Source organism: Stenotrophomonas sp. YJH_SMC_25, from assembly GCF_059369595.1.
On sequence record NZ_JCAFSV010000003.1, the window covers coordinates 288,767 to 315,344 of the forward strand.

A 26,578-nucleotide genomic window follows, 5' to 3' on the forward strand; every position below is an offset into this window, starting at 1 on the left:
GTGACAGCCCACCGGCCATGCCGGGCGGGCACGAGGAAAACCCACCATGGCCACGATTGAAGTCAAGGTTCCCGACATCGGCGATTACAGCGATGTGCCGGTGATCGAAGTGTTGGTCGCCGTCGGCGACACGGTGAAGAAGGATCAGGGTCTGGTAACCCTGGAGTCGGACAAGGCCACCCTGGAAGTGCCGTCCTCGGCTGCCGGCGTGGTCAAGGAAATCAAGGTCAAGCTGGGCGACACCCTGTCCGAAGGCGCCGTGGTCGTGGTGCTGGACGCTGAAGGCGCCGCCGAAGCCCCGGCCAAGGCCGCTGCGCCGGCTCCGGCTGCGGCCGCTCCGGCCAGCAAGCCGCCGGTGACCCCGTCGCACCGCGCCCCGGCTGAACCGGCTGCGCCGAAGCCGGCGCTGTCCAGCGGCAAGCCGGCCGACATCGAATGCGAAATGGTCGTGCTGGGCTCGGGCCCGGGCGGCTACACCGCCGCCTTCCGCGCTGCCGATGTCGGCCTGGATACGGTGCTGGTCGAGCGCTACGCCAGCCTCGGCGGCGTCTGCCTCAACGTCGGCTGCATTCCGTCCAAGGCGCTGCTGCACGCCGCAGCGGTCATCGACGAAGTGGCCCACGCCGGTGATTTCGGCGTCGAGTTCGGCAAGCCGACCATCACCCTGGACAAGCTGCGCGAGTACAAGGAAAAGGTCGTCAACCAGCTGACCAAGGGCCTGGCCGGCATGGCCAAGCAGCGCAAGGTCCGCAGCGTGCAGGGCGTCGGCAAGTTTGTTTCGGCAAACGAGCTGGAGATCACTGCTGCTGACGGCAGCACCCAGCTGCTGCGCTTCCAGAAGTGCATCATCGCCGCCGGTTCGCAGGCAGTGAAGCTGCCGAACTTCCCGTGGGACGACAAGCGCGTGATGGATTCCACCGACGCGCTGGAGCTGGCCGAAGTGCCGGGCTCGCTGCTGGTCGTCGGCGGCGGCATCATCGGCCTGGAAATGGCCACGGTGTACGGTGCGCTGGGCAGCAAGGTCACCGTGGTCGAGTTCATGGACCAGCTGATGCCGGGCGCCGACAAGGACCTGGTCAAGCCGCTGGCCGACCGCCTGAAGAAGCAGGGCATCGAAGTGCACCTGAAGACCAAGGCCTCGGGCGTCACCGCCGATGCCAAGGGCATCACCGTCACCTTCGACGCCGCCGAGGAAGGCCAGGCGCCTGCGCTGGCGCAGGGCACCTTCGACCGCGTGCTGGTGGCCGTGGGCCGTTCGCCGAACGGCAGGAAGATCGATGCCGAGAAGGCCGGCGTGCAGGTCACCGACCGTGGCTTCATCCCGGTTGATCGCCAGATGCGCACCAACGTGCCGCACATCTTTGCCATCGGCGACATCGTCGGCAACCCGATGCTGGCCCACAAGGCCACGCACGAGGGCAAGCTGGCCGCCGAAGTGGCTGCTGGCCACAAGAAGGAATGGGTGGCCCGCGTGATTCCGTCGGTGGCCTATACCAACCCGGAAATCGCCTGGGTTGGCGTGACCGAGACCGAAGCCAAGGCCAAGGGCCTGAAGGTCGGCGTGGCCAAGTTCCCGTGGGCCGCCAGTGGCCGCGCGATCGGCATCGGCCGCACCGAGGGCTTCACCAAGCTGATCTTCGACGAAGAAACCCACCGCATCATCGGCGGTGCGATCGTCGGCGTACACGCCGGTGACCTGCTGGCCGAGATCGGCCTGGCGATCGAGATGGGTGCGGAGGCGGAAGACATCGGCCACACCATCCATGCCCACCCGACGCTGAGCGAGTCGGTGGCGATGGCGTCGGAAATCTACGACGGCACGATCACCGATCTGTACATGCCGAAGAAGAAGTAAGGCGCCCGCGCCGTTCCGAACGAAAAGCCCCGGCATCTGCTGGGGTTTTTTGTTCCTCCGCTCCGGATTTTTGCGAGCGGTGGGGCCGCTGCGCGGGTGGCAGGCGTTTGGACAAATGTCCCCCGCCGCCCGCCTGCGGCGGTCGCCTCCTCCTTTACTTTGTCCAAACGCCTGCCACCCGCGCAGCGGCTCGGCTTGCGGACGGTCGAGCCGCAGAGCCACTGCAACAGGCGCATGGATGCGTGACACGCGGAGGGAGCGGGGGGCTGGGTGCGAAGTAAAGGAGGAGGTGACGGCCGCAGGCCGGCGCCGGGGGACATTCGCACCCAGCCCCCCGCTCCCTCAAGCGCTCGACCAACCCGCTTCTGCTCTTCTGACAGGAACCCACAAAAAACGCGGCCCCGATGTTCCGGAGGCCGCGCCAGGAGAGAGGGTGCCGTGGAAGGGGCGGGGGATCAGAACACGAAGCTGATACCGGCCACCGGGCCCTTGAATTCCTGCTTCAGGCCGACAGTACCGTCGCTGCCCTTCTTGTCCACGTCCAGCTTGAACCAGTCGTAGCCGGCGAACACGCCGAAGTTCTTCGTGAAGCGGTAATCGACGATGGCATTGGCGCGGCTCAGGTCGCCCTTGTAGTCATCGAAGCTGCCCCAGCGCGTGTTGAGGTACTGGCCCTGCAGCGTGATCATCCAGCGCTCGGACGGCGTGAAGGTCATGCGCGCGCCCACCACAGGTGCCACGCCATCGGCCTTCTCGTCGAGGAACTGGCCTTCGTACACCGTGCCCAGGTCGGCGTAGCCCTTGGTGCTGACCTTGGCGTACTCGCCACCGATCTGCAGGCCGAGGTCGAAGGTGTCGGTATCAACCACCGAGTAGTCATAGACCAGGCTGGCCACCTGGTACTTCAGCTCACCCTTCACGAAGCTGCCGGCCGGCACGTTCTCACCGCCGAAGGAAATGCCCTGGTCGAGGGTCTCGCGGCGGTCCTTGTCGTACTTGAAGTAGTTGAACAGGAGGCGCTGACGGTTGCTGATGCGGAACATGCCGTCGATGCGCGGCTCCCATTCCTTGCCACCCAGCTTGAAGTCCTGGTTCAGGGAGATGTCCTGGCCGGCCACGGTGGTGCTGCCGCGGAGGGTGTTGTCCGAATCGATGTTCATCGCACCCAGACGGATGGCAAAGCGGTCATCGCCTTCGGCGGCGTGGGCCGCATTGGCGAACGAGGCGCCGGCAGCGAGCAGGGAGAGGGCGAGCAGGGTGGGTACGGGGCGCATCGAAGAGTCCTTGCAGTGGTTCATCAGAATGAAGGCCACTGTGCCGGACAGGTCCGTCCACCATGCGTGAACGTATGGTCCATGGCATGTGTACGGTTCAGTGCTGTCGCGACGATGCAAAAAGATGGCCCCGGAGCCGGGCTTCGGGGCCATCGTGGGACCTGCGGGGCGGAGCCGACGAGGATGCTGCAGGCAGGTCGAATGATCGGACCGGCATGTCTGACGAAAGTTCCGCAGCCTGCGACCAAAGTTCAATAGTGCGTCGCAACATGGTGCGGACGTCATTGTCCCCCTGGTGGCACGCAAAAATGTAACCGTTACCGCAACTTGCGGCTTCCAGGGATGAACAGGGAGCGGTTGTCTCGCAAATTGTCCCATTGCTATAATTTGGCGGCTCGATGAGGCCCCCCTGCTGTAGCCGCCTCAGCCCTCCACTTGCAACCACGCGGGACGTCCTGTGCTGAACTCCGTTGATGCGGGTCGGCGACTGATGCTGCGCGCCGCGGTCTACCCGCTGGCCGCAGTGGCTGTCCTGGCCCTGGCCTTCCTGCTGGTAGGTCCGAAATACGCCCTCGGCGCGCTGGCGTCCGGTGTGGCCATTTCGGCCGGTGGCTGGGTGGCGGCACGGATGGCACTGGGCGGTGGGGCACTGGCCGCAGGATCGGCGATGGCTCGCCTGATCATTGCGATCGTGGCCAAGTGGGTCGTGGTTTTCGGCGTCCTGCTGGTGGGGTTCCTGGTCTTCAAGCTGCCTGCATTGGCGCTGTTGGCCGGTATCGCCGTCGGCTTGATGTTCCAGGTCCTGGCGATGGCCAGGCGTTGACAGAATTCAATTAACTGAAGGTTCCGGACACATGGCGGGCGAGGCTCTAACCCCTACCAGCTACATCCAGCATCACCTGCACAACCTGACCGCGCCGGTCGGCAAGGGTGAGGGTATGTTCTGGCATATCCACGTCGATACCTTCCTCACCGCGGTCCTGATGGGCCTGGTGATCGTTGTCGCGTTCTGGCTGGGCACCCGCAAGGCCACCGCCGGCGTGCCGGGCAAGTGGCAGGCCTTCGTTGAAATCTGCCTGGAGTTCGTCGACCGCCAGGCCAAGGACACCTACCACGGCAAGAGCAAGCTGGTCACGCCGATCGCCATCACCATCTTCTTCTGGATTCTGCTGATGAATCTGCTGAAGATGATCCCGGCCGATTTCATCGCCAAGCCGCTGGAATGGGCGGGCGTGCACTACTGGAAGCCGGTGCCGACCGCTGACGTCAATGCCACCTTGGGCATGGCCATCAGCGTGTTCTTCCTGATGCTGTTCTTCGCGCTCAAGTCCAAGGGCCTGGGCGGCTTCATCAAGGAATTCCTGACGGCCCCGTTCGGCAAGTGGATGATGCCGTTCAACCTGATCCTCAACATCGTCGAGTGGCTGAGCAAGCCGATCTCGCTGGCGATGCGACTGTTCGGCAACATGTTCGGCGGCGAAATCGTGTTCCTGCTGATCTGGGTGCTGGGTGGTGCCGGTTTCTTCGGTGCCATTGCCGGTGGTGTGTTCGGCCTCGGCTGGATGCTGTTCCACCTGCTGGTGATCCCGCTGCAGGCCTTCATCTTCATGATGCTGTCGATCGTGTACCTGAGCCTGTCGGAAGACGCTCACTGAGTTTCAAGCTTCAACGCGTTTCAACCTTCATCCGTTTCATCACCCTTAGCAACTTAAGTTCCTGGAGATAACCATGTACTTCGCCGTCCTGACCAACTTCGCGCAGATTCAGAGCTCCACCGCCCTTGCCGTCGGCATCATGATCGGCCTGGCCGCGCTGGGCGCCGGTCTGGGTCTGGCCATCATGGCTGGTAAGTTCCTGGAGTCGGCCGCCCGCCAGCCGGAACTGATCCCGGTCCTGCAGGTCCGCATGTTCATCACCGCCGGCCTGATCGACGCCGCGTTCATCATCTCGGTCGCCGTTGGCCTGCTGCTGGCCTTCGCCAACCCGCTGTCGGCTGCCTTCGCTGGCGCCGTCACCAAGGCTCTGGCCGGCTGATACAGCGGTTTGAGACGACCGGGTGCTGATGCACCCGGTTTCGGATGAAGGCCGGATGTGCCGCTACGGCGGCGCGTCCACCCCGAAACCAGCGATCGAGCTAACCATGAATATCAATTTCACCCTTCTTGCGCAGGCGCTGGCCTTCGCTGGTCTGATCTGGATCATCGCGACCAAGATCTGGCCGCCGCTGATGAACGCGATCGAAGAGCGCCAGCAGAAGATTGCTGAAGGCCTCGCTGCTGCCGACCGCAGCCAGAAAGATCTGGCCCAGGCGCAGGAGAAGGTCAACGAAGCGCTGAAGGAAGCACGCACCAAGGCCAACGAGATCATCGATCAGGCCCACGCGCGTGCCAACCAGATCGTTGATGCTGCCCGTAACGAAGCGATCACCGAAGCCACCCGTCAGAAGGAACTGGCCCAGGCTGAAATCGACGCCGCCGCCAACCGTGCCCGTGAAGATCTGCGCAAGCAGGTGTCCGCGCTGGCCGTGACCGGTGCCGAAAAGCTGCTCAAGCGCGAAATCGACGCCAACGCCCACAAGGCGCTGCTCGACGAGCTGGCCTCGGAGATCTAAGGATGAGCCAGGCCCTCACGCTTGCCCGCCCGTACGCCCGCGCCGCGTTCGCGACCGCGCGCGACGAAGGCGCGTTCGCGCCGTGGTCGGACGCCCTGGCGTTCTCCGCCCACGTCGCCGCCGACCCGCGCGTGGCGGCCCTGCTCGCCAACCCGGAGCTGGGTCGTGACGACGCCGTCGCCCTGCTGGCGCCGGTGTCCCACGGCGAGACCTACTCGCGCTTCCTGGCCATCCTGGCCGAATCGCATCGTCTGCCGCTGCTGCCGGAGATTTCCGGCATGTTCGACGCCCTGCGCGCCGAAGCCGAGCACGTGGTCAAGGCCACCGTCACCTCGGCCGCCGAACTGTCGGCCGGTGAGCTGGACGCGATCAAGGTCGCGCTGCGCAAGCGCTTCAACCGCGAGGTCGACGTGACCACCGCGGTCGATGCCTCGCTGATCGGCGGCGCCGTGATCGACGCCGGCGACGTGGTCATCGATGGTTCGCTGAAGGGCAAGCTGGCCCGTCTGCAGACCGCGCTCGCTAACTGAATTCATTTAACGTCCGGCCCCGCTGCCGGCACTAGGACTTGACGATGGCAACCACGCTCAACCCCTCCGAAATCAGCGAACTGATCAAGAACCGCATCGAGAAGGTCAAGCTGGCCGCGGAATCGCGCAACGAAGGCACCGTGACCAGCGTGTCCGACGGCATCGTGCGCATCTTCGGTCTGGCCGACGTGATGCAGGGCGAAATGATCGAACTGCCGAACAACACCTTCGCCCTGGCCCTGAACCTGGAGCGCGACTCGGTCGGCGCCGTGGTGCTGGGTGACTACGAGCACCTGCGCGAAGGCGACGTCGCCAAGACCACCGGCCGCATCCTGGAAGTGCCGGTCGGTCCGGAACTGCTGGGCCGCGTCGTGAACGCGCTGGGCGAGCCGATCGACGGCAAGGGCCCGCTGGGCACCGACCTGACCGCTCCGGTGGAGCGTGTTGCGCCGGGCGTGATCTGGCGTAAGTCGGTCGACCAGCCGGTGCAGACCGGCTACAAGTCGGTCGACTCGATGATCCCGATCGGCCGTGGCCAGCGCGAGCTGATCATCGGTGACCGCCAGACCGGCAAGACCGCGATGGCGATCGATGCCGTGATCAACCAGAAGGGCACCGGCATCAAGTGCGTGTACGTTGCGATCGGCCAGAAGGCTTCGACCATCGCCAACATCGTGCGCAAGCTGGAAGAGAACGGCGCGCTGGCCCACACCATCGTGGTGGCCGCGACCGCTTCCGAATCGGCTGCCATGCAGTACATCAGCGCCTACTCGGGCTGCACCATGGGTGAGTACTTCATGGACCGCGGCGAAGACGCGCTGATCGTGTACGACGATCTGTCCAAGCAGGCTGTCGCCTACCGCCAGATCTCGCTGCTGCTGAAGCGCCCGCCGGGCCGTGAAGCCTACCCGGGTGACGTGTTCTACCTGCACTCCCGTCTGCTCGAGCGCGCTGCCCGCGTGTCCGAGGAATACGTCGAGAAGTTCACCGAAGGCAAGGTCACCGGCAAGACCGGTTCGCTGACCGCGCTGCCGATCATCGAAACCCAGGCCGGCGACGTGTCCGCCTTCGTTCCGACCAACGTGATCTCGATCACCGACGGCCAGATCTTCCTGGAAACCGACCTGTTCAACGCCGGCATCCGCCCGGCCGTGAACGCCGGTATCTCGGTGTCGCGCGTCGGTGGCTCGGCCCAGACCAAGATCATCAAGAAGCTGTCCGGCGGCATCCGTATCTCGCTGGCCCAGTACCGCGAGCTGGCTGCGTTCGCGCAGTTCGCCTCGGACCTGGACGAAGCGACCCGCAAGCAGCTGGAGCGTGGCCAGCGCGTCACCGAGCTGATGAAGCAGAAGCAGTACGCGCCGATGTCGATCGCCAACCAGGCACTGTCGATCTACGCCGTCAACGAGGGTTACCTCGACGACGTGCCGGTCAACAAGCTGCTGGCGTTCGAAGAAGGCCTGCACGCCCACTTCGCCAACACCCAGGGCGAGCTGGTCAGCAAGGTCAACGCCACCGGCGGTTGGGACAACGACATCGAAGGTGCCTTCAAGAAGGGCATCGCCGAGTTCAAGACCACCGGCAGCTGGTAATCGCGGTCCTGTAGAGCGGAGCCGCTGGCTCCGCTGGACCAGATGACAAACGGTTGAACAACGCGGGGCAGCAGCCCCGCGCCACGGGAAACAAGAGATGGCAAGCGGACGCGAAATCAAAACCAAGATCAAGAGCGTGCAGAACACCCGCAAGGTGACGCGCGCCCTGGAAATGGTCTCGGCCTCCAAGATCCGCAAGGCGCAGGATCGGATGAAGACCTCGCGTCCGTACGCGCAGGCGATGAAGCAGGTGATCGGTCACCTGGCCCAGGCCAGCACCGACTACCAGCATCCGTTCCTGGTCGAGCGTGAGCAGGTCAAGCGGGTCGGCTTCATCGTGATCTCCTCCGATCGCGGCCTGGCCGGCGGCCTGAACAACAACTTGTTCCGCAAGATGCTGGGCGAAGCCAAGGCATGGCAGGACAAGGGTGCGGAAGTGGACCTGGTGACCATCGGCCAGAAGGCTTCGACCTTCTTCCGCCGCGTGAAGGTCAACATGGTCGGCAGCGTGACCCACATCGGCGACGTGCCGAAGCTGGAATCGCTGATCGGTGTGATCAAGGTCATGCTCGACGCCTTCACCGAAGGCAAGATCGACCGCGTGTACCTGGTCTACAACCGCTTCGTGAACACCATGGTGCAGAAGGCCAGCTTCGATCAGCTGCTGCCGCTGCCGCCGGCTGAGAAGCAGGTCGCTCACCACGACTGGGATTACCTGTACGAACCCGATGCCGCGACCGTGCTCGAGCACGTGATGACGCGTTACATCGAGTCGCTGGTGTACCAGGCACTGCTGGAAAACGTCGCCTCCGAGCATGCGGCACGCATGGTTGCGATGAAGGCGGCGAGCGACAACGCCAACAAGCTGATCGGCACCCTGCAGCTCGTCTACAACAAGGCGCGCCAGGCAGCGATCACCCAGGAAATCTCCGAAATCGTCGGCGGCGCGGCAGCAGTCTGACCGCGTTCGTTCAAAGCACACATTAGAGGATGCAGCAATGAGTCAGGGCAAGATCGTTCAGATCATCGGCGCGGTCGTCGACGTCGAATTCCCGCGTGAATCGGTGCCGAAGGTGTACGACGCACTGAAGGTGGAAAACACCGAGATCACCCTCGAAGTCCAGCAGCAGCTGGGCGACGGCGTGGTGCGTACCATCGCCCTCGGTTCCACCGACGGCCTGAAGCGCAACCTGGTTGCCGTCAACACCGGCCGTGGCATCTCGGTGCCGGTCGGCGCCGGCACCCTGGGCCGCATCATGGACGTGCTCGGTCGTCCGATCGACGAAGCCGGCCCGGTGGCCGCCAGCGACAGCTGGGAAATCCACCGTGCGGCCCCGTCGTACGAAGACCAGTCCCCGGCCACCGAACTGCTGGAAACCGGCATCAAGGTCATCGACCTGATGTGCCCGTTCGCCAAGGGCGGCAAGGTCGGCCTGTTCGGCGGCGCCGGCGTCGGCAAGACCGTCAACATGATGGAGCTGATCAACAACATCGCCAAGGCGCACAGCGGTCTGTCCGTGTTCGCCGGCGTGGGTGAGCGTACCCGTGAGGGCAACGACTTCTACCACGAAATGAAGGACTCCAACGTCCTCGACAAGGTGGCGATGGTGTACGGCCAGATGAACGAGCCGCCGGGCAACCGTCTGCGCGTCGCCCTGACCGGCCTGACCATGGCCGAGTACTTCCGCGACGAGAAGGACGAAAACGGCAAGGGCAAGGACGTCCTGCTGTTCGTCGACAACATCTACCGCTACACCCTGGCCGGTACCGAAGTGTCGGCACTGCTGGGCCGCATGCCGTCCGCCGTGGGTTACCAGCCGACCCTGGCCGAGGAAATGGGCGTCCTGCAGGAGCGCATCACCTCGACCAAGAACGGTTCGATCACCTCGATCCAGGCCGTCTACGTTCCCGCGGACGACCTGACCGACCCGTCGCCGGCGACCACCTTCGCCCACCTGGACTCGACCGTCACCCTGTCGCGTTCGATCGCCTCGCTGGGTATCTACCCGGCCGTCGATCCGCTGGACTCCACCAGCCGCCAGATGGACCCGCTGGTCATCGGCCATGAGCACTACGACACCGCCCAGCGCGTCCAGCAGACCCTGCAGAAGTACAAGGAACTGAAGGACATCATCGCGATCCTGGGCATGGACGAACTGTCCGAAGAGGACAAGCAGGCCGTGTCGCGCGCCCGTAAGATCGAGCGCTTCTTCAGCCAGCCGTTCCACGTGGCTGAAGTGTTCACCGGTTCGCCGGGCAAGTACGTGCCGCTGAAGGACACCATCCGTGGCTTCAAGGCCATCGTCGATGGCGAGTACGACCACCTGCCGGAACAGGCGTTCTACATGGTCGGCGGCATCGAAGAAGCGGTCGAGAAGGCCAAGAAGATGGCCGAGAAGGCCTGATCCGGGGCGGGTGGGAGCGATCCTGCCCGACCTGACGCCGGCGCCGGGCAACCGCCCGCGCCGGTGGACTCCCACGGTGGCATTGCGCCGCCGCGAACAGCGAAGAGATTTGCATGAGCACGATCCGTTGCGACATCGTCAGCGCCGAGCAGGAAATCTTCCGTGGCGAAGCGACCCTGGTCGTGGCCACCGGTGAGCTGGGCGAACTGGGCATCGCGCCCAAGCACGCGCCGCTGATCACCCGCCTGAAGCCGGGCAAGGTGGTGGTGACCACGCCGAATGGCGAGCAGCTGGATTTCGCCATTTCCGGCGGCATCCTGGAAGTGCAGCCGCAGGTGGTGACCGTGCTGGCCGACACCGCGATCCGCGCGCAGGACATCGACGAAGCCTCGGTCCGCAAGGCCAAGGAAGAAGCCGAGCGCATCCTGGCCAACCGCGGTGAAGCCATGGAAGTGGCCGAAGCCCAGCAGAAGCTGGCGGAAGCCGTCGTCCAGCTGCAGGCCCTGGAACGCCTGCGCAAGACCCTCAAGCACTGAGGTTCCGCGCTGCATCCACGAAAACGCCGGCCCTGCGCCGGCGTTTTTGTTCGGGTGGCTGGGTAGAGCCGACCGGGTAGATTCGACTGGGTAGAGTCGACTGTTAGTCGACTGCTCTACGTTCAGGCCGCGAAAATCCCGCGCTGCGCGCGTTAGTCGACTAACAGTCGACTCTACCAGTCCCGGTCCCCAGTCCCGATCCCCGATCCCGATCCCGATCCTGGTGCCGTCTCAGCGATACACCACGTACCGCATCAGCAGGAACGACACACACGCCAGGCCGCCTTCCACCAGCGGTTTGGCCAGCCAGGTGTACTGCAGGCCCAGCGCATGGTCCACCAGGCTCACCAGCAATGTGCTCGCCACGGTGAGCAGCAGCCATAGACTGAAAAAGCGTGCAAATCGCTTCCATCCCAGCTTGCGGGTGCCGGCCTCGGCAAAGGTGTAGCGGCCGTTGAGCCAGAAGCCCAGCAGCATGCCGGCCAGGCGCCCGGCGATGTTGGCCGGCGCCACGGGCATGCCCAGTGCGGTGGTGACCACGAACACGAGCCAGTCGAGCAGCAGCTGCACGAGCCCGATGACGAGGTAGGCGCTTCCCTGGCGGACGAGGCTCATCGGCATGGCGAAGGGAGGAGGGATGCCCATGTTAACGGCGCACGCTCTAGAATCACCGGCAACGAACCACGGACCGCCGTTCCCATGACCCAACCCCTGCACGTCATCATCCTCGCTGCCGGCGCAGGCAAGCGCATGAAGTCGGTGCTGCCGAAGGTGCTGCAGCCGATCGCGGGCCAGCCGATGCTGGCGCACGTGATCGACGCGGCCCGTGAGCTCCAGCCGGCGGCGATCCACGTGGTCCATGGCCACGGCGGCGAGGCGGTGCGCCAGTACTTCGCCGGCCAACCCGACCTGCAATGGGCCGAGCAGGCACAGCAGCTCGGCACCGGCCACGCGGTAGCGCAGGCGATGCCCCAGGTTCCCGACCTGGCGCAGGTGCTGGTCCTGTACGGCGACGTGCCGCTGATCCGTGCGCAGACCCTGCGCGACCTGCTCGCACAGCCGGGCCGGCTGGCGGTACTGGTGGCCGATGTCGATGACCCGACCGGATATGGCCGCGTGCTGCGCGATGCCGAGGGCAAGGTTGGCGCGATCATCGAGCAGAAGGACGCCACCGATGACCAGCTGCGCGTGCGCACGATCAATACCGGCATCATCGCGGCCGAATCGACTGCGCTGCGCCGTTGGCTGTCGCAGCTTTCCAACAGCAATGCACAGGGCGAGTACTACCTCACCGATGTCTTTGCGTTTGCCGCCCATGAATACACGCCGGCCGAAATGGCGCTGGTGGCCGACGCGCAGGAGGCCGAAGGGGCAAACGACCCCTGGCAGCTCTCGCAGCTGGAGCGCGCCTGGCAGCGTCGTGCGGTACGGGCCCTGTGCGCACAGGGGGCGCGCGTGCGCGATCCGGCCCGGCTCGACATCCGCGGCACTGTCACCGTGGGCAGCGACGTGCTGGTCGACGTCGATGTCGTGCTCGAGGGCAACGTGGTGCTCGGCGACGGCGTCACCGTCGGTCCGTTCAACCGTTTGAAGGACGTCAACCTTGGGCCGGGCACCGAAGTGCGTGCGCACTGCGACCTGGAGGGCGTGGTTACCGAGGGCGCCGCGCAGATCGGCCCGTTCGCGCGCCTGCGACCGGGCACCGTGCTGGCCGATGGCGTGCACGTCGGCAACTTCGTCGAGACCAAGAAGGTCACGCTGGGTGTCGGTAGCAAGGCCAATCACCTCACCTACCTGGGCGATGCGGTGATCGGCAGCAAGGTGAACATCGGCGCTGGCACCATCACCTGCAACTACGATGGCGTGAACAAGTCGACCACCACCATCGGCGACAACGCGTTCATCGGCTCCAACAGTTCGCTGGTGGCACCGGTGACCATTGGCGACGGCGCGACCATTGCCGCCGGTTCGGTCATCACCCGCAACGCGCCGGACGGCAAGCTGACACTGGCGCGTGCCCGACAGGAAACCATCGATGGCTGGAAGCGCCCGCTCAAGAAGTCCTGAGCCCCGCATTCCCCGCGCCGATGAACTCGGTGTGCTGCCCGGCATCGAGCAGCGCGCCGGCGAGGTGTTGAGGGGCCATGAGGCCTATCCGGTGTTCGCCGGGCATGGCCTGGACCTGCCGACACTACAGGATGGCCTTGAACGCGGGCAGCTGTGGGTGGTGGATGCGGCTGACGGTGGCATCGCCGGCTATCTGCTTGCCGGCGAACTGGCAGGTGAGTTCCACGTGCTGCAGATGGATGTGGATCCTGCACACGCGCGGCAAGGTCATGGGCGCACGTTGTTGCGCCATGCATTGGTACAGGCCCGGGCGGCGGGCTATCGCTCGGCCGTGCTGACCACGTTGTCCGACGTGCCGTGGAATGCGGCCTTCTATGCCAGTGAAGGGTTCGTCGCCGCACCGGAGGCGGAGTGGGGTGCAGGGCTGCAGGCGGTGATGGCCGAAGAGGCCGCGCTGGGGTTTCCGATGCATCTACGCGTGGCGATGCGGCAGGCCTGGTAGATGCCGGCCTCGGTCGGCATATCCACGCATCGCGTGGATCTACCCGATCGGTCCGCTCAACCCACCGGCAGCAGGATCGACACGCACAACCCGCCATCGCCGCGGTTCTGCAGTGACACCCGTCCGCCGTGGGCCTCCACGATCTCCCGCGTCAGCGCCAGCCCCAGCCCGGTGCCATTGCGCTTGGTCGAATAGAACGGCATCAGTGCGTTCTGCAGCACCTGCTCGTTCATGCCCTTGCCGCGGTCAAGCACGTCCAGGCGCAGCCACTGCGGCAGCCGGGTCAGCTGTACCTGCACATCGTCGTTGGGCGGCTCGGCTTCAGCGCAGGCTTCGTGCGCATTCTTCAGCAGGTTCAACAACGCCTGCCCGAACTGCGCGATGTCGATGCGGCTGCTCAGCTCCTCGTCCGGCTCACGTTCCATGCCGAACGGGATCTGCTGGCGCAGGCTGGACAGGAACGGCGCCCAGTGCACGGTCTGCAGCTGCGGCTGTGGCAGCTTGGCAAAGCGCGCATAGCCACGGATGAAGCCTTCCAGGTGGCGTGCGCGGTCCTCGATGGTGGTGAAGATCTCGGGCAGCCGGTCAAAGCGTTCACGCTGCACCAGCACGCCGCCGGAATGGGCGAGCGAAGCAATCGGCGCCAGTGAGTTGTTGAGCTCGTGGCTGATTACCCGGATCACCTTCTTCCAGGTCTGCACTTCCTGGCGGCGCAGTTCGGCGGTCAACAGGCGCACCAGCAGCAGGTCGTGTGGGCGGCCGTTGAGCTGGAACGCACGCCGCGAGAGGTGGTAGACCTGCTCGTCGTCCTCGTCACCATCCTCGCCTTCGGCGTGCACCGCGAACAGGCTGTCACCGCCACGGGCGATGGCATCGCGCAGTTCCACCGGCACCTGTTCCAGCACGTCTTCCAGGCGTTGGCCTTCCAGTTTCCAGCCGCCGTGCAGCAGCTTGCGCGCGGCCAGGTTGGAGAACACCACGCGGGCGATGCCATCACCGCCGGAGGCGATCAACAGCATCGCAACCGGCGTGTTCTGCACCATGGTGTCCAGCAGCAGCTCACGTTGCACCAGGCCCTGCCGCTGCTCACGCAGTACATCACCCAGTTCCCGGTGTGCCTGCACCAGGTCGCCGAGCTCGTCATTGCCGGGCCAGTGCACGCCGAAGTTGTATTCGCCGTCGCGATAGCTGCTGGTGGTGCCCGCCAGGGCCCGCATCAGTGACCGCACCGGGGCGGTGGCCCGACGCAGCGTCCACCACATCAGCGACAGCAGGATCAGCGCCGACACCGTGGTCACCACCCAGCCATGGTCCATCCAGTAGGCCAGCAGCCACGGAAGTGCCGCAGCCAGTGCCAGCACCGGCAGCAGGCGCAGGAACAGGCGGAAAGTGAACGAGCGCCGCTTCATTCGCGTGGAATACCGTGGCGGTCCATGCGCCGGTACAGCGCCTGGCGGCTCAGGCCGAGCTCGGCGGCAGCCTGGGCGATGACGCCATGGTTACGCGCCAGCACCTCCTCGATGCGTGCGCGGTCGGGATCATTGCCTGCGCTGGGTGCCGGTCGTGGTACGACGGCTGCGCGCGGCAGGTTGAGATCGGCCACTTCGATGCGGTTGCCGGTGGCCAGCAGTTCGGCACGCTGGATCACGTTGCGCAGCTCGCGCACGTTGCCTGGCCAGGGGTGCCGCTGCAGTGCTGCGGTGGCGGCGCTGGACAGCGGCTTGCCAGCGGTCAGGAATCGCTCGGCCAGCGGCACGATGTCGCCCGGGCGGTCGGCCAGCGGCGGCAGCACCAGTTCCACCGTGTTGAGGCGGTAATAGAGATCTTCGCGGAAGGTACCGTCGCGGATCATCGCCGGCAGGTCGGCATTGGTCGCGCTGACCACGCGGACCTTGACCTGGCGCTCGCGGTTGGAACCCAGGCGCTCGAAGCGGCCGGTTTCCAGCACGCGCAGCAGCTTCATCTGCCCGCCCAGCGACAGGTTGCCGATCTCATCCAGGAACAGGGTGCCACCATCGGCGGCCTCGAACTTGCCTTCGCGCGCCTTGTTGGCGCCGGTATACGCACCGGCCTCGGCACCGAACAGTTCGGCTTCGATCAGTTCCGAGGGCAGCGCGCCACAGTTGACCGCCACGAACGGGCCCTTGGCCACCAGCGAATTGGCCTGGATGATCTGCGCGATCTTCTCCTTGCCGGCACCGTTCGCGCCGGTGATCAGTACCGGCAGTTCCGAGCGTGCGACCTGGCAGGCGAGGGCGATGACGCGCTCGCTGGCGGGGTCGGCGAAGACCGCGCCGCACAGGTCGTACTTCTCTTCCAGCGCGTTGCGCTGGTGCAGTTCACGGCTGCGGCGCCGGTCCAGTTCGCGGCGTGCCTCGGACAGTTCCAGCAGGTTGTTGACCGTGGTCATCAGCTTGCGGTCGTCCCAGGGCTTGGCCAGGTAGTCGGCCGCACCGGCCTTGACCAGGTCCACTGCACTGCTCAGGTGGGTCCAGGCGGTCAGCAGGATCACCGGCAGGTCCGGATGGCGCGCACGGATCTGCGCGAACAACGCTTCGCCCTCCTCACCGGAGGTGGTGTCCTCGCTGAAGTTCATGTCCTGGATCACCAGATCGACCGGCTGCGACTCGAGCAGGGCCAGCCCATCGGCGGGCGTGTGCGCCTGCAGGGTGTCGATGTCGTGCAGGGAGAACAGCACGTCCAGCGCAGTACCCACGCTGGCGTTGTCGTCGATGATCAGGATCGCAGGCATCAAGCGGTTCTGCAGAAAGGGATGGGCGGCGCCGATGGAGCCGTTCGTGTCCACGCACCGGGAGAGCCCGACGCCACCCATCAAGCATAGCCAAACCTGTGGCCGTGCAGGAGCGGATGATGCTCAGCGCCCGGGTGGGGCTGGCGGAGGTGGTGGCGCGGGTGGTGGCGGGACCTCCAATGCCTGTCGCCACGCAGCGGCGTTGACCGCCACCGTCAGTTCGCGCTTGTCGCGGCGCAGCAACAGATAGGCGCTGGCCGCGTGGGAATGGCGCAGTGCCTCGGCCAGATGTTCAACCCGGCGCACCGCCGTGTCGTCCACGCGGAGGATGCGATCGCCACTGCGCACGCCGAAGCACACTTCCGGGCTGGCGGCCTCCACATGCACCTGGCCTTCGGTCGAGCGCAGCGACAGCCGCGCTCCATCGCGGCGCCATTCTAGCGTCTGTGCGCTGCCACCACCGGCCAGCGCCGGCAGGGGCAGTAGCAGCATCAGGCACATCGCGCAGGCACGCATCTCACGCGCCCCGCGTGGCGACCGCAGGCGGTACCGCCGCCGCACGCCGTGCCGGACCGAACACCGCAATCTGGCCCAGTATCCATAGCAGCAGCGCACCCAGCGGCAGGTAGTACAGCGGCATGCGCGGCAGCTCGTACAGGTTCATCAGGGCCAGGTTGATCGCGTACGCCGCCAGCATGCCCAGCATGATGCCCAGCGAGGCCAGCAGGAAGTTCTCGGTCTGGAAGTAGCGCAGGATCTGCCCGCGGGTGGCGCCCAGCGCACGGCGGATGCCGATCTGCTTGCTGCGCTGCTGCACCCAGAAGCTGGCCAGGCCGATGATGCCCAGCGCAGTGACCACCAGCAGCGAGATGCTGACGGTGATCAGCAGGCCGACCATCGCGCGGTCGTTCTTGAAGAAGTCCTTGCGCTGGTCTTCATAGGTCAGCTTGTCGCGCATCAGGCGGTTGGGGTCGTTGCGCTCCAGCGCGGCGGCACCGGCATCGAGCACCTCCTGGCGGCGTTCCGGCGAAGTGCGCAACACGTACGTGCCACCCTTGTCGAAGCTGACCCGGATCGGCAGCAGCATCGAGTTGGTCCAGTTGTCATTCCAGCCATTGGGCGTGCTGAGCGTGTCGACGATGCCGACCACATGCAGCGACTGCTTGCCCATGTAGTAGGTCTTGCCCAGGGCGCTGCCGTTGGGCTCCATCTTGGCGGCGGTGGCCTGGGTGAGGATGACCGGGATGGCCTTTTCCTTGGCGCCACCCTTGCTGACGTCTTCGAAGTTCTGGTACTCGTCGGGCAGGAAATCGCGGCCAGCGATCAGATTGATGCCCATCGTGGCCAGCCCGTTCTCGGACAGGGTGTACATCGAAGCGTTGGTGGTCGGCCGTTCCTGGTCGATCACCCGCGAGATGCTGCTGCTGGAGGATCCGTTGCGGAAGGGAACCTGGTTGATGATGGTGACGTTGCTGACGCCGGGAATCGCGCGCAGCGATGCCAGGTCCTCGCGGGTGCGGGACATGGCGTCGGTCTGCTTGCCGATGCCGCTGACGCGCAGCATCACCAGTTCGCTCTCGGCGATGCCGCTGGGCATGCTGATCTTTTCCACGCGCTGGCTGACCAGGAACAGCGCGTTGCAGACGATGGCGCAGGTCAGTGCGACTTCCAGCACGATCAGGGCGGCAGCGGTCTTGTGCCGGCGCAGCGTGCTGAGGATGGGGCGGATGTCCATGGGAGTCCTCGTTCGGGTGCTTACTGCGACTTGAGCTGGATGGCCGGGGTGACCTGCATCGCGCGCCAGGCGGGCAGGAATCCGGCGGCGAGGCTGGCGAACAGGGTCAGGCCCAGCGCGAGCAGCAGCATGTTGCCGTCCAGGTGGGCCAGCTTTGCGTATTCCACCGGCTGCTGGCGCACCGCGAACAGGCCAAGCAGGGCCAGGCCGATACCCAGCACGCCACCGACCACGCCCACCGCGCCGGCTTCCACCAGGCACTGCAGGAAGATCTGGCCACGGCTGGCACCGAGTGCACGGCGCACGCCGATCTCACCACTGCGGCGCAGGAACTTGGCCAGCAGCAGGCCTACCGTGTTGACCAGGCAGACACCGAGGAAGCCCAGCGCCAGCCACAGCTGCAGGCGCACGTCGCTGGGCACTGCACCATTGAAGTCCAGCCATTCCATCACGGTGCGCAGGCGCACGTTCGGTGGGTGCTTGAAGCGGCCGGCCTCGCGCTGCTGGGTCGAATAGTTCTCCAGGTAGCGGCGGTAGTCGCCGGCCTTGGCCGGGTCCATTTCCACCCAGTACTGCAGCCACGCGCACGGTGCATTGAGCGAGTAGCTGTTGCCGTCGGGGTTTTCGCCGAAGCAGTTCATGTTGCCGTTGTTGCCGAGCTTCAGGTCCAACGAGGTGGAGATCGGCAGCAGCAGGTCTTCGTTCTTGCCGTAGCTGCCGGTGGTCAGGTCGTAGAAGTGCGGCTCCGGGCTCCATTCCTTCATCACGCCGACGATGCGGTAACTCTGGCCTTCCATGCGCAGGTCGCGGCCCACGCTGTTGGCGCCCTGGTACAGCTTGTCGTTGAGCGCCTTGGAGATGACCACCACGCGTGCGCGGCCTTCATCGTCCTCGCGCGTCCAGGGGCGGCCGTACTGCATGGGCACCTCGAACATCGGGAAGAAGTCGGCCGAGGTCCAGCGGGTGTCGATGCTGAAGGGCTTGAGCGTGCTGTTGTCCGGTTCGATGGTGCCGCCGCCGCCGCTCATCAGCGCCTGGCGCTCGCCCTTGGCCTCGCGCAGCAGCGCTTCACCGTCGAAGCGGGTCAGCTGGGTTTCCGGTTCCTCGCCGGCGACATAGGCGCCGGTCGCGGCATCGAGCTGCACGTAGAACAGGCGGTCACTCTTGCCCGGAATCGGGTCGCCGGACAGCACGTGGAATACGGTCAACGTGGTCATCGAGGCGCCGATGCCGAGCGCGATGGCGATCACCATCAGCGCGGTCAGGACCTTGTTGCGGCGGAAACTGCGCGCCGCCAATCGGGCGTAGTAGGCGAACATGGTCGGGCCCTCACTCGTTGACGGCGACGATGTGGCGCAACGGCGTGGCCAGCACCGGCTCGCGCACCAGGTCGGTCACCTGGCCATCGACGATGTGCACGTTGCGCTGCGCACGCGCGGCCAGTTCCGGGTCGTGGGTGACCATCACGATGGTGGTGCCGGCGGCGTTGATCTCCTCCAGCAGCTCCATCACGCCCCGGGCCATCTGCGTATCCAGATTGCCGGTCGGTTCGTCGGCCAGCAGCAGGCGCGGGCTGCCGGCCAGCGCACGCGCGATGGCCGCGCGCTGCTGCTGGCCACCCGACAGTTCATTCGGATAGTGCTTCATGCGCGAGCCCAGGCCGACCTGGGTCAGTGCCTTCTCGATGCGTTCGCGGCGCTCGTTGGCGCTCATCCTGCGATAGCGCAGCGGAACGTCGACGTTGTCGAACAGGTTCAGGTCGGGGATCAGGTTGAAGCCCTGGAAGATGAAGCCGATCTTCTGGTTGCGCAGGCGGCTGCGGGCGTCGTCGCCCAGCGTGCTCACGTCCTGGCCGTCCAGCATGTAGGTACCGCTGGTGAAGGTTTCCAGCAGGCCGGCGATGTTGAGGAAGGTGGTCTTGCCGGAGCCGGACGGGCCGGTGACCGCGACGAACTCACCTTCCTTGACCTGCAGTTCCAGCGAGCGCAGTGCGTGGGTTTCCACCTGTTCGGTGCGGAAGACCTTGGCGACCGAACGCATTTCGAGCATGTACATGGGGTGTCCTCTCTCCAGGATTCAGGTATCAGGTATCAGTTGACGGAGACGCGTTCGGCGTCCTTGAACAGGTCGCTGCCGGAGACCACGATGCGGTCGCCCGGCTGCACACCCGACTTGATTTCCACTTCGCCCAGGCTGCTGACGCCCAGTTCCACCGGACGGCGCACGGCGGTGCGGCCATCCATCACGTAGGCCATGCCATTGCCCTGTTCGACGAACGGGCCGCGCTCGACCTTGAGCACGTTCCTGCGGGTATCGAGCAGCACGCGCACCGACATCCGCTGGCTCTGGCGCAGGCCTTCCGGCTGCGCGCTGGCAAAGCGCACGCGGGCATTGACCTCGCCGTTGACCACTTCCGGCGACACCGCGCTGATCTCGCCCGGGAAGGGCTGGCCGTTGCCACCGGTCAGCTGTGCGGGCATGCCGATCGCCAGGTCGCGGGCGAAGCTCTCCGGCACCTTGATCTCGACTTCGAACTTGGACAGGTCGACCACGCCCAGCACCGGGGCATTGGCGGCCAGGTTGGTGGACTGCACCGCCTGCACCTGGCCGACCTGGCCATCGAACGGGGCACGCAGCGTCAGCGCATCGACCTGGCGCTGTACTTCGGCCACCACCGCCTTCTGGCGATCGGCCAGCAGGCGCTTGTTGCGGGCATCCAGGTCCGCGCCCTGGCTCTGCAGGCGGGCATCGGTGGTGGCGTTGGCCAGGGTGATGTCGGCCTTCTTCAGCGAGTCCTTGGCCTTGGCCAGGTCGATCTGCGGCACCGCCCCGCCGTCGTAGCCGCGCTGGTAGCGCTGCAGGTCGCGGTCGGCGGCCTGCCGTTCGATGGTGGCCTGGTCGGTTTCCTTGCGCGACTTGGCGCGGGCCAGGGTGGCGTCCAGCGCGGCACGGCTGGCCTCGGCCTCCAGGCCGGCCAGGGTGGCCTGTTCCTGGGCCAGCTTGCTGCGCAGTTCGGGGCTGTCGATGACCGCCAGCTCCTGCCCCTTCTTCACCACGTCACCGGCGACCACCTTCAGGTCCACGGTGCCCGCAGAGATGGCATACAGGACCGGGCTGTTGGCGGCGATCACGCGGCCGTCGGCGGCGATGTCACGGACCAGGTCGCCCCGCTTCACTTCGGCGATGCGCACGCGGCTGCTGTCGAAGGAGCGGCTGGCGTTGGACCAGGCGTGCACGGCCCAGCCGATGCCGGCGAGCAGGGCGATCGTGCCCAGCGCCGGCCAACGGTAACGGAGCCAGTTGGCGCGCGGAGCGCTGGCCGGAGCGGAGGAAACGATCTGGTCCTGGGCGGAAGTGTCGCGGATCATCGGGTGCGTGCCTGACGGTGGTAGCCAGTACCAAGCACGTAGCGTGCCAACTTTAATTCCTTATGGGTCAATGAGTTGGGGTGTGATGTGAAGTGTCCGGGTGTCCGCGGACACCTTTCCGGACACTTTCATTAAGCGGACAGGAGGGGGAGCGCGGGCACGCAGGCTAGAATGCGACGATCGTCTTCAAGGAAACGCGTGACATGTGTGGAATCGTGGGTGCGATCGCTGATCGCGACGTAGTGCCGGTGCTGATCGAAGGCCTGAAGCGGCTGGAGTACCGTGGTTACGATTCCTCCGGCATCGCGGTGATCGACCAGGGTGAGCGCCGCGATGTACGTCGCGTGCGTCGTACCGGTCGTGTGTCGGAAATGGCCACGGCGGCCGAGGCCGAGGGCTTCAACGCGGTGCTGGGCATCGGCCACACCCGCTGGGCCACCCATGGGGGCGTCACCGAGGCCAACGCGCATCCGCACATCAGCCATGGCGTGGCGCTGGTGCACAACGGCATCATCGAGAACCACGAAGAGCAGCGCGAGAAGCTGCGTGCGCTGGGCTACACCTTCGAGTCGCAGACCGACACCGAAGTCATCGCACACCTGATCCACCATCACCTGAAGAGTGGTGACGACCTGCTGGTGGCGCTGCAGCATACGGTGAAGGAGCTGACCGGTGCCTACGCACTGGCCGTGGTCAGCCGCGCCGAGCCGGAACGCTTCGTCTGCGCGCGGATGGGCTGCCCGCTGCTGATCGGCCTGGGCGAGGGCGAGAACTTCGTTGCCTCCGACGTCTCGGCGGTGATCTCGGCCACCCGCAAGGTCATTTTCCTGGAAGAGGGCGATACCGCCGAGATCCGTCGCGATGGCGTGCGCATCTTCGACGAGCACGACCGGCCGATCGAGCGCGACGTGCATCTGTCCGATGTGTCGCTGGCATCGCTGGAGCTGGGCCCGTACCGCCACTTCATGCAGAAGGAGATCCACGAGCAGCCGCGCGCGCTGGGCGACACCATCGAGGCGGCGATCGACGCCGGTGGTTTCCCAGCCGGGCTGTTCGGCAAGAACGCCGAAGCCGTGCTGTCGGGCACTGAAGGCGTGCAGATCATCGCCTGCGGCACCAGCTACTACGCCGGCCTGACCGCGCGCTACTGGATCGAAGCCATCGCCGGCCTTCCGTGCAGCGTGGAGATCGCCAGCGAGTACCGCTATCGCGCGGCCTACGCGAACCCGAAGCATCTGATCGTCACCATCTCCCAGTCCGGCGAAACGCTGGATACGTTGGAAGCGCTGAAGTACGCCAAGTCGCTCGGCCACAAGCACACGCTGTCGATCTGCAACGTGCCGGAAAGTGCGATTCCGCGCGCCAGCGAACTGGTGTGCTACACCCGTGCCGGTGCCGAGATCGGCGTGGCCTCGACCAAGGCCTTCACCACCCAGCTGGCGGCCCTGTTCCAGCTGACCGTGGTGCTGGGCAAGCTGCACGGCCGCATCGACGCGGCGCAGGAAGCGGACTACCTCGAGCAGCTGCGCTTCCTGCCGGGCAGCGTGCAGCACGCATTGAACATGGAGCCGCAGATCGCTGCGTGGGCCGAGCGTTTCGCACGCAAGAGCAGCGCGCTGTTCCTGGGCCGTGGCCTGCATTACCCGATCGCGCTGGAAGGCGCGCTCAAGCTCAAGGAAATCTCCTACATCCACGCCGAGGCCTACCCGGCAGGCGAGCTGAAGCATGGCCCGCTGGCGCTGGTGGACGAGGACATGCCGGTGGTGGTGATCGCGCCGAACGACAGCCTGCTGGAGAAGGTGAAGTCGAACATGCAGGAAGTGCGCGCGCGTGGCGGTGAACTGTTCGTGTTCGCCGACCAGGACAGCAACTTCAACGAGTCCGAAGGCGTGCACGTGATCCGTACGCCGCGTCATGCCGGCGTGCTCAGCCCGATCGTGCACACCATTCCGGTGCAGTTGCTGGCCTACCACACCGCGCTGGCGCGCGGCACCGACGTGGATAAGCCGCGCAACCTGGCCAAGAGCGTGACGGTGGAGTAACACCCGTCAGCTCGGTTGGAGGTTGCAAGCGAAGGGGGCCGTGTGGGCCCCCTTTCGTTTGTGCCGGTGGCAGCGGCAAGTGGGACAGTCACAGGGTATTCTGTCCACCGTCGGCAGCAGGCAATCAATCTTTAACGCGTGGCATCGCGTGTATTCAGCGGCGGTTTCAGCCGCGGTGCCATTCTCTGGATCGTCGGTTGGTTCCCACGACGAACTGTCCTATCGATGCCGGTAGTGACCGATGGTCGCAGTCGTAGAATCGATTTGACCGAGGTCCGGGTTGAGCGGTTGAGCCCACCTCGTTCGCGTTGCAGCACGTCGTCTGCCGATCCATTCCAAGCGGCAGCCGGGTGCGCCAGACGTGCGCTGAAAGGTCTGTTCCCGGGGAGGGGGCGTATCGGAAGAGCACACTTTTTGACTTCAGTGACCTGCACCAGGAAACAAGAATGAACGTCCGCGAACTCCTGCAATCCAAGAAAGAAGCTGTCATCACCATCGATGCCGAAGACACCATCGGTGCCGCCGCCCACAAGATGAGCGCGAACAGGATCGCTGCATTGGTGGTGATGAAGGACGATGCCCCGGTCGGCATCATTTCCGAGAAGGACATCGTGCGTACCCTGGCCGACGACGGCCCGCAGGCCGGCCGCCGGGTGATTTCCAGCCTGCCGTCCACCGGCCTGGAGGGCATCGCCCCGGAGGCCACCCTGAAGCAGGCCATGTCGCTGATGACGTACTCGCGGCGCCGTCATCTGATGGTCACCGAAGGCACTCGTCTGGTCGGCATCCTCAGCCTGGGCGACATCGTGAAGAACCTGCTGGGCGAGCTGGAGCTGGAAAAGGCCGTGCTGCAGGACATCTACATGGCCGCCCACTGAGGGCTGCAGCGCTGGAAGCAGAGAAGCCGGGCATTGCCCGGCTTCTTCGTTCACGGCATCGGTGAAATCAGAAAGTGACCTTCACCGAGTCGGCGCTGTAGTTGGCTGGGCCGTGGTAGACCACTTCGATGTTGTTGCCGTCCGGGTCGAGCACGAACGCGCCGTAGTAGCCCGGGTGGTAAGGGCGTTCACCGGGCGCGCCGTTGTCGGTGCCGCCGGCGGCGATCGCGGCGGTATGGAAGGCATCGACGGTGGCGCTGTCGCGGGCCTGGAAGGCCAGATGGTGGCGGCCGGTCAGCTGGCCGGCGGCGGCCGTGCTGCTGGCGCTGGAAATGAACAGCTCATCGGCCCAGAAGTAGTCATCGCCTTCACCGGCGATCGGGATGCCGATCGTATCGAACACCGCCTGGTAGAAGCGGCGACTGGCCGCCAGGTCGCGCACTACCAGCTGGATGTGGTCGATCAGGCGGCCGCGGTGCAGTTCCATCGTTTCCATACCAACCTCGCAGAAAAAGGGGACGGAGGGGATTAAGTCGCTTCCAGCCCAATAATGCCAGAAACGACTTAATCCCCTCCGTCCCCTTTTCGGGTCAGACGTTGGCGATGATCTCGACCCAGTAGCCGTCCGGGTCCTTGATGAAAGCCAGGTTCTTCATGCGGCCGTCGGTCAGGCGCTTCTGGAAGGTCACGCCCAGATCCTCGAAGCGCTGGCAGGCGGCCTCGATGTCCGGCACCGACACGCAGATGTGGCCGAAGCCGCGCGGGTCGCTGTTGCCGTCGTGGTAGACCGCGCCGTCCTGGGTTTCGGTGCCGTGGTTGTGGGTCAGTTCCAGCACGCCCGGCAGCCCGGCCATCCACAGGCGGCGGGCGTTGTCATCTTCCGGCACCGTGACGCCAGCGGGCACGTAGGCCAGGAAGTACAGGCTGAACTGGGCCTCGGGGAAGTCGCGCTTGTCGATCAGCTGGTAGCCGAGCACGCGGGTGTAGAAGTCCAGCGAAGCGGCAATGTCCTTCACGCGCAGCATGGTGTGGTTGAACACGAAGCCGGTGGTTTCGGCCGGGGCCTGGGCGGCGACGCCGGGAACATCGCGCAGGGCGGGAATGGTCATGGGGGGAGGTCCTTCAGACAGGGCCGTTGCCGGCCGGATTGAGCCATTCTACCGGCCAGCACCTGACGGCACTGCGACGTACAATGGCCGGATCGCACCGTTCCGTCCTGACAACGATTGCCCGCCATGTCGCAGCGTGAATGGGTGGCTGCCGCCATCCGCAAGATCGAAGCTGATTTCAACCGTTCCGCCGATACCCACCTGATTCCGCTGGCGCTGCCAGGGTTCGAGGGCATCGACCTGTACCTGAAGGATGAGTCGAGCCATCCCACCGGCAGCCTGAAGCACCGGCTGGCGCGCTCGCTGTTCCTGTATGCGCTGGCCAATGGCTGGTTGCGTGAAGGGCGTCCGGTGATCGAGGCCTCCAGCGGCTCGACCGCCGTGTCCGAAGCCTATTTCGCGCGGCTGCTCGGCCTGCCGTTCATTGCGGTGATCCCGGCCTCCACCTCGCCTGAAAAGATCGCCGCGATCGAGTTCCACGGCGGCCGTTGCCACCTGGTCGAACGTGCCTGCGACCTCAACTGTGATTCGGAAAAGCTGGCCCGTGAAACCGGCGGCCACTTCATGGACCAGTTCACCTATGCCGAGCGCGCCACCGACTGGCGTGCCAACAACAACATCGCCGAGTCCATCTTCAAGCAGATGGCCGAGGAGCCCAGCCCGGTTCCGGAATGGATCGTGTGCAGCCCCGGTACCGGCGGTACCGCAGCGACGCTGGGCCGCTATGTCAGCTATCGCCGGCATGACACCCGCATCCTCTGTGCGGACCCGGAAGTGTCGGTGTTCTTCGATGGCTACAAAGCCGCCGTGGCCGGTGAGCAGGACTGGCGCGGCCTGACCTGCAGCGGTGGCTCGCGCGTGGAAGGCATCGGCCGGCCGCGGGTAGAGGCGAGCTTCATCCCGACCAGTGTCGATGCAATGGTGAAGGTGCCCGATGCGCTGAGCCTGGCCGCGATGCGCCATGTCAGCCGCCAGCTGGGCCGCCGTGTCGGTGGCTCCACCGGCACCAACTTCATCGGTGTGCTGCAGGCGGCGCAGTGGATGCGCGAGGCGGGCCACCAGGGCAGCATCGTCAGCATCCTGTGCGACAGCGGCGAGCGCTACGCACAGAGCTACTACGACCCGTCGTGGTATGCGCGCCAGGGCATCGATGTCGACGGCGCCGATGCGCAACTGGCGGCGGCGGTGGCCGGGCAGGGACTGCCCGAATTGCCGTGGTGCAGCCTGGAAGCGTTGTAACGCGGCAACGCACGGCCGGCTGTGCGTCGGCTGGGTAGAGTCGACTGTTAGTCGACTGCTCCGGGTTCAGGTCACGAAAATCC

The 26,578-nt window shown here is 65.5% G+C and carries 26 protein-coding genes; 15 read left to right on the forward strand and 11 right to left on the reverse strand.

All coding sequences use genetic code 11. From position 1 onward, the window contains the following. The first annotated feature begins 46 nt into the window (after positions 1–46). Positions 47–1,855 (forward strand): dihydrolipoyl dehydrogenase, encoded by a 1,809-nt coding sequence (lpdA, locus tag AC5P7E_RS06135; protein ID WP_111197938.1) that lies wholly within the window; start codon positions 47–49, stop codon positions 1,853–1,855. A gap of 455 nt (positions 1,856–2,310) precedes the next feature. On the opposite strand, the gene AC5P7E_RS06140 is transcribed toward lpdA, so the two are convergent. After that, entirely contained in the window at positions 2,311–3,129 is an 819-nt protein-coding gene (locus AC5P7E_RS06140; protein ID WP_032967007.1) for a hypothetical protein, read from the reverse strand. A 457-nt stretch (positions 3,130–3,586) separates the two neighbouring features. Here AC5P7E_RS06140 and AC5P7E_RS06145 point away from each other — a divergent pair, with 457 nt between their 5' ends. The 9 genes from AC5P7E_RS06145 (at position 3,587) to AC5P7E_RS06185 (ending at position 10,803) form a co-directional block, all read left to right on the forward strand. After that, entirely contained in the window at positions 3,587–3,952 is a 366-nt protein-coding gene (locus tag AC5P7E_RS06145) for a hypothetical protein (protein ID WP_006394654.1), read from the forward strand. A gap of 31 nt (positions 3,953–3,983) precedes the next feature. Next, positions 3,984–4,784, forward strand: coding sequence for a F0F1 ATP synthase subunit A (gene atpB / locus AC5P7E_RS06150; protein WP_005411134.1), 801 nt, complete (start codon positions 3,984–3,986; stop codon positions 4,782–4,784). A 73-nt stretch (positions 4,785–4,857) separates the two neighbouring features. Beyond that, positions 4,858–5,163 (forward strand): F0F1 ATP synthase subunit C, encoded by a 306-nt coding sequence (gene atpE, locus AC5P7E_RS06155; protein WP_005411133.1) that lies wholly within the window; start codon positions 4,858–4,860, stop codon positions 5,161–5,163. A 106-nt stretch (positions 5,164–5,269) separates the two neighbouring features. Continuing rightward, positions 5,270–5,740 carry a F0F1 ATP synthase subunit B gene (locus tag AC5P7E_RS06160; RefSeq protein WP_005419512.1) on the forward strand — a complete coding sequence of 157 codons (471 nt, stop codon included), beginning with the start codon at positions 5,270–5,272 and terminating at the stop codon, positions 5,738–5,740. Between the two features lie 2 nt (positions 5,741–5,742). Beyond that, complete coding sequence (locus AC5P7E_RS06165; RefSeq protein ID WP_005411131.1) at positions 5,743–6,270, forward strand: F0F1 ATP synthase subunit delta; 528 nt, start codon at positions 5,743–5,745, stop codon at positions 6,268–6,270. Positions 6,271–6,314: 44 nt separating this feature from the next. After that, positions 6,315–7,862 (forward strand): F0F1 ATP synthase subunit alpha, encoded by a 1,548-nt coding sequence (atpA, locus tag AC5P7E_RS06170; protein ID WP_005411130.1) that lies wholly within the window; start codon positions 6,315–6,317, stop codon positions 7,860–7,862. A gap of 97 nt (positions 7,863–7,959) precedes the next feature. Then, the gene (gene atpG / locus AC5P7E_RS06175; RefSeq protein WP_005411129.1) at positions 7,960–8,823 is read left to right on the forward strand and encodes a F0F1 ATP synthase subunit gamma; all 864 of its coding nucleotides are present in this window, start codon (positions 7,960–7,962) and stop codon (positions 8,821–8,823) included. Between the two features lie 37 nt (positions 8,824–8,860). Then, a complete protein-coding gene (gene atpD / locus AC5P7E_RS06180; RefSeq protein WP_005411128.1) occupies positions 8,861–10,267 on the forward strand; it encodes a F0F1 ATP synthase subunit beta in 1,407 nt (468 codons plus the stop codon). Between the two features lie 113 nt (positions 10,268–10,380). After that, on the forward strand, positions 10,381–10,803 hold the full coding sequence (locus AC5P7E_RS06185; protein WP_005411127.1) for a F0F1 ATP synthase subunit epsilon: 423 nt from the start codon (positions 10,381–10,383) through the stop codon (positions 10,801–10,803). Positions 10,804–11,034: 231 nt separating this feature from the next. Here AC5P7E_RS06185 and AC5P7E_RS06190 read toward each other — a convergent pair whose 3' ends face one another. Beyond that, positions 11,035–11,418 carry a GtrA family protein gene (locus AC5P7E_RS06190; protein ID WP_114618233.1) on the reverse strand — a complete coding sequence of 128 codons (384 nt, stop codon included), beginning with the start codon at positions 11,416–11,418 and terminating at the stop codon, positions 11,035–11,037. A gap of 84 nt (positions 11,419–11,502) precedes the next feature. Between AC5P7E_RS06190 and glmU the strand changes: the two genes are divergently transcribed. After that, on the forward strand, positions 11,503–12,870 hold the full coding sequence (glmU, locus tag AC5P7E_RS06195) for a bifunctional UDP-N-acetylglucosamine diphosphorylase/glucosamine-1-phosphate N-acetyltransferase GlmU (RefSeq protein ID WP_111150955.1): 1,368 nt from the start codon (positions 11,503–11,505) through the stop codon (positions 12,868–12,870). Then, positions 12,839–13,372, forward strand: a complete 534-nt coding sequence (locus AC5P7E_RS06200) for a GNAT family N-acetyltransferase (RefSeq protein ID WP_111196809.1) — start codon at positions 12,839–12,841, stop codon at positions 13,370–13,372. The genes glmU and AC5P7E_RS06200 overlap by 32 nt, the downstream gene beginning before the upstream one ends. 56 nt (positions 13,373–13,428) lie before the next feature. Here the strand turns inward: AC5P7E_RS06200 and AC5P7E_RS06205 are convergent, their stop codons facing one another. From AC5P7E_RS06205 to AC5P7E_RS06235, 7 genes are all read right to left on the reverse strand, one after another. Continuing rightward, on the reverse strand, positions 13,429–14,781 hold the full coding sequence (locus tag AC5P7E_RS06205) for a sensor histidine kinase (protein ID WP_005414539.1): 1,353 nt from the start codon (positions 14,779–14,781) through the stop codon (positions 13,429–13,431). Beyond that, the gene (locus AC5P7E_RS06210; RefSeq protein ID WP_060380616.1) at positions 14,778–16,124 is read right to left on the reverse strand and encodes a sigma-54-dependent transcriptional regulator; all 1,347 of its coding nucleotides are present in this window, start codon (positions 16,122–16,124) and stop codon (positions 14,778–14,780) included. Before AC5P7E_RS06210 ends, AC5P7E_RS06205 begins: the two co-directional genes overlap by 4 nt. 123 nt (positions 16,125–16,247) lie before the next feature. Beyond that, positions 16,248–16,625, reverse strand: coding sequence for a PDZ domain-containing protein (locus AC5P7E_RS06215; protein WP_197590392.1), 378 nt, complete (start codon positions 16,623–16,625; stop codon positions 16,248–16,250). A gap of 16 nt (positions 16,626–16,641) precedes the next feature. Beyond that, positions 16,642–17,859: an ABC transporter permease gene (locus tag AC5P7E_RS06220; RefSeq protein ID WP_049404095.1), complete on the reverse strand. Its 1,218-nt coding sequence runs from the start codon at positions 17,857–17,859 to the stop codon at positions 16,642–16,644. Between the two features lie 20 nt (positions 17,860–17,879). Then, positions 17,880–19,178, reverse strand: coding sequence for an ABC transporter permease (locus AC5P7E_RS06225; protein ID WP_005411119.1), 1,299 nt, complete (start codon positions 19,176–19,178; stop codon positions 17,880–17,882). A 10-nt stretch (positions 19,179–19,188) separates the two neighbouring features. Beyond that, positions 19,189–19,914, reverse strand: a complete 726-nt coding sequence (locus AC5P7E_RS06230) for an ABC transporter ATP-binding protein (RefSeq protein WP_005411118.1) — start codon at positions 19,912–19,914, stop codon at positions 19,189–19,191. Between the two features lie 35 nt (positions 19,915–19,949). After that, positions 19,950–21,227 (reverse strand): efflux RND transporter periplasmic adaptor subunit, encoded by a 1,278-nt coding sequence (locus AC5P7E_RS06235; protein ID WP_005414536.1) that lies wholly within the window; start codon positions 21,225–21,227, stop codon positions 19,950–19,952. 203 nt (positions 21,228–21,430) lie between these two features. On the opposite strand from AC5P7E_RS06235, the gene glmS reads away from it, so the two are divergent. Both glmS and AC5P7E_RS06245 read left to right on the forward strand, forming a co-directional pair. Continuing rightward, positions 21,431–23,269, forward strand: a complete 1,839-nt coding sequence (glmS, locus tag AC5P7E_RS06240) for a glutamine--fructose-6-phosphate transaminase (isomerizing) (RefSeq protein ID WP_005411116.1) — start codon at positions 21,431–21,433, stop codon at positions 23,267–23,269. A 446-nt stretch (positions 23,270–23,715) separates the two neighbouring features. Next, entirely contained in the window at positions 23,716–24,147 is a 432-nt protein-coding gene (locus AC5P7E_RS06245) for a CBS domain-containing protein (RefSeq protein ID WP_005411115.1), read from the forward strand. A 67-nt stretch (positions 24,148–24,214) separates the two neighbouring features. Here AC5P7E_RS06245 and AC5P7E_RS06250 read toward each other — a convergent pair whose 3' ends face one another. Then, a complete protein-coding gene (locus AC5P7E_RS06250; protein ID WP_005414534.1) occupies positions 24,215–24,643 on the reverse strand; it encodes a VOC family protein in 429 nt (142 codons plus the stop codon). 94 nt (positions 24,644–24,737) lie between these two features. Then, positions 24,738–25,256, reverse strand: coding sequence for a lactoylglutathione lyase (gloA, locus tag AC5P7E_RS06255; protein ID WP_005414533.1), 519 nt, complete (start codon positions 25,254–25,256; stop codon positions 24,738–24,740). A gap of 126 nt (positions 25,257–25,382) precedes the next feature. On the opposite strand from gloA, the gene AC5P7E_RS06260 reads away from it, so the two are divergent. Then, positions 25,383–26,495: a PLP-dependent cysteine synthase family protein gene (locus tag AC5P7E_RS06260; protein ID WP_005411112.1), complete on the forward strand. Its 1,113-nt coding sequence runs from the start codon at positions 25,383–25,385 to the stop codon at positions 26,493–26,495. Positions 26,496–26,578 lie beyond the last annotated feature (83 nt).

What these genes read in the sequence shown, in the direction of transcription:
- AC5P7E_RS06205 (WP_005414539.1), bottom strand. Translation starts at nt 14,781, where the DNA reads ATGAAGCGGCGCTCGTTCACTTTCCGCCTGTTCCTGCGCCTGCTGCCG.
- AC5P7E_RS06235 (WP_005414536.1), bottom strand. Translation starts at nt 21,227, where the DNA reads ATGATCCGCGACACTTCCGCCCAGGACCAGATCGTTTCCTCCGCTCCG.
- atpB (WP_005411134.1), top strand. Translation starts at nt 3,984, where the DNA reads ATGGCGGGCGAGGCTCTAACCCCTACCAGCTACATCCAGCATCACCTG.
- AC5P7E_RS06210 (WP_060380616.1), bottom strand. Translation starts at nt 16,124, where the DNA reads ATGCCTGCGATCCTGATCATCGACGACAACGCCAGCGTGGGTACTGCG.
- AC5P7E_RS06245 (WP_005411115.1), top strand. Translation starts at nt 23,716, where the DNA reads ATGAACGTCCGCGAACTCCTGCAATCCAAGAAAGAAGCTGTCATCACC.
- AC5P7E_RS06215 (WP_197590392.1), bottom strand. Translation starts at nt 16,625, where the DNA reads ATGTGCCTGATGCTGCTACTGCCCCTGCCGGCGCTGGCCGGTGGTGGC.
- glmS (WP_005411116.1), top strand. Translation starts at nt 21,431, where the DNA reads ATGTGTGGAATCGTGGGTGCGATCGCTGATCGCGACGTAGTGCCGGTG.
- lpdA (WP_111197938.1), top strand. Translation starts at nt 47, where the DNA reads ATGGCCACGATTGAAGTCAAGGTTCCCGACATCGGCGATTACAGCGAT.
- atpD (WP_005411128.1), top strand. Translation starts at nt 8,861, where the DNA reads ATGAGTCAGGGCAAGATCGTTCAGATCATCGGCGCGGTCGTCGACGTC.
- AC5P7E_RS06200 (WP_111196809.1), top strand. Translation starts at nt 12,839, where the DNA reads ATGGCTGGAAGCGCCCGCTCAAGAAGTCCTGAGCCCCGCATTCCCCGC.
- AC5P7E_RS06260 (WP_005411112.1), top strand. Translation starts at nt 25,383, where the DNA reads ATGTCGCAGCGTGAATGGGTGGCTGCCGCCATCCGCAAGATCGAAGCT.
- AC5P7E_RS06190 (WP_114618233.1), bottom strand. Translation starts at nt 11,418, where the DNA reads ATGAGCCTCGTCCGCCAGGGAAGCGCCTACCTCGTCATCGGGCTCGTG.
- AC5P7E_RS06165 (WP_005411131.1), top strand. Translation starts at nt 5,743, where the DNA reads ATGAGCCAGGCCCTCACGCTTGCCCGCCCGTACGCCCGCGCCGCGTTC.
- AC5P7E_RS06160 (WP_005419512.1), top strand. Translation starts at nt 5,270, where the DNA reads ATGAATATCAATTTCACCCTTCTTGCGCAGGCGCTGGCCTTCGCTGGT.
- glmU (WP_111150955.1), top strand. Translation starts at nt 11,503, where the DNA reads ATGACCCAACCCCTGCACGTCATCATCCTCGCTGCCGGCGCAGGCAAG.
- gloA (WP_005414533.1), bottom strand. Translation starts at nt 25,256, where the DNA reads ATGACCATTCCCGCCCTGCGCGATGTTCCCGGCGTCGCCGCCCAGGCC.
- atpA (WP_005411130.1), top strand. Translation starts at nt 6,315, where the DNA reads ATGGCAACCACGCTCAACCCCTCCGAAATCAGCGAACTGATCAAGAAC.
- AC5P7E_RS06140 (WP_032967007.1), bottom strand. Translation starts at nt 3,129, where the DNA reads ATGCGCCCCGTACCCACCCTGCTCGCCCTCTCCCTGCTCGCTGCCGGC.
- AC5P7E_RS06225 (WP_005411119.1), bottom strand. Translation starts at nt 19,178, where the DNA reads ATGTTCGCCTACTACGCCCGATTGGCGGCGCGCAGTTTCCGCCGCAAC.
- AC5P7E_RS06185 (WP_005411127.1), top strand. Translation starts at nt 10,381, where the DNA reads ATGAGCACGATCCGTTGCGACATCGTCAGCGCCGAGCAGGAAATCTTC.
- AC5P7E_RS06250 (WP_005414534.1), bottom strand. Translation starts at nt 24,643, where the DNA reads ATGGAAACGATGGAACTGCACCGCGGCCGCCTGATCGACCACATCCAG.
- atpG (WP_005411129.1), top strand. Translation starts at nt 7,960, where the DNA reads ATGGCAAGCGGACGCGAAATCAAAACCAAGATCAAGAGCGTGCAGAAC.
- atpE (WP_005411133.1), top strand. Translation starts at nt 4,858, where the DNA reads ATGTACTTCGCCGTCCTGACCAACTTCGCGCAGATTCAGAGCTCCACC.
- AC5P7E_RS06230 (WP_005411118.1), bottom strand. Translation starts at nt 19,914, where the DNA reads ATGTACATGCTCGAAATGCGTTCGGTCGCCAAGGTCTTCCGCACCGAA.
- AC5P7E_RS06220 (WP_049404095.1), bottom strand. Translation starts at nt 17,859, where the DNA reads ATGGACATCCGCCCCATCCTCAGCACGCTGCGCCGGCACAAGACCGCT.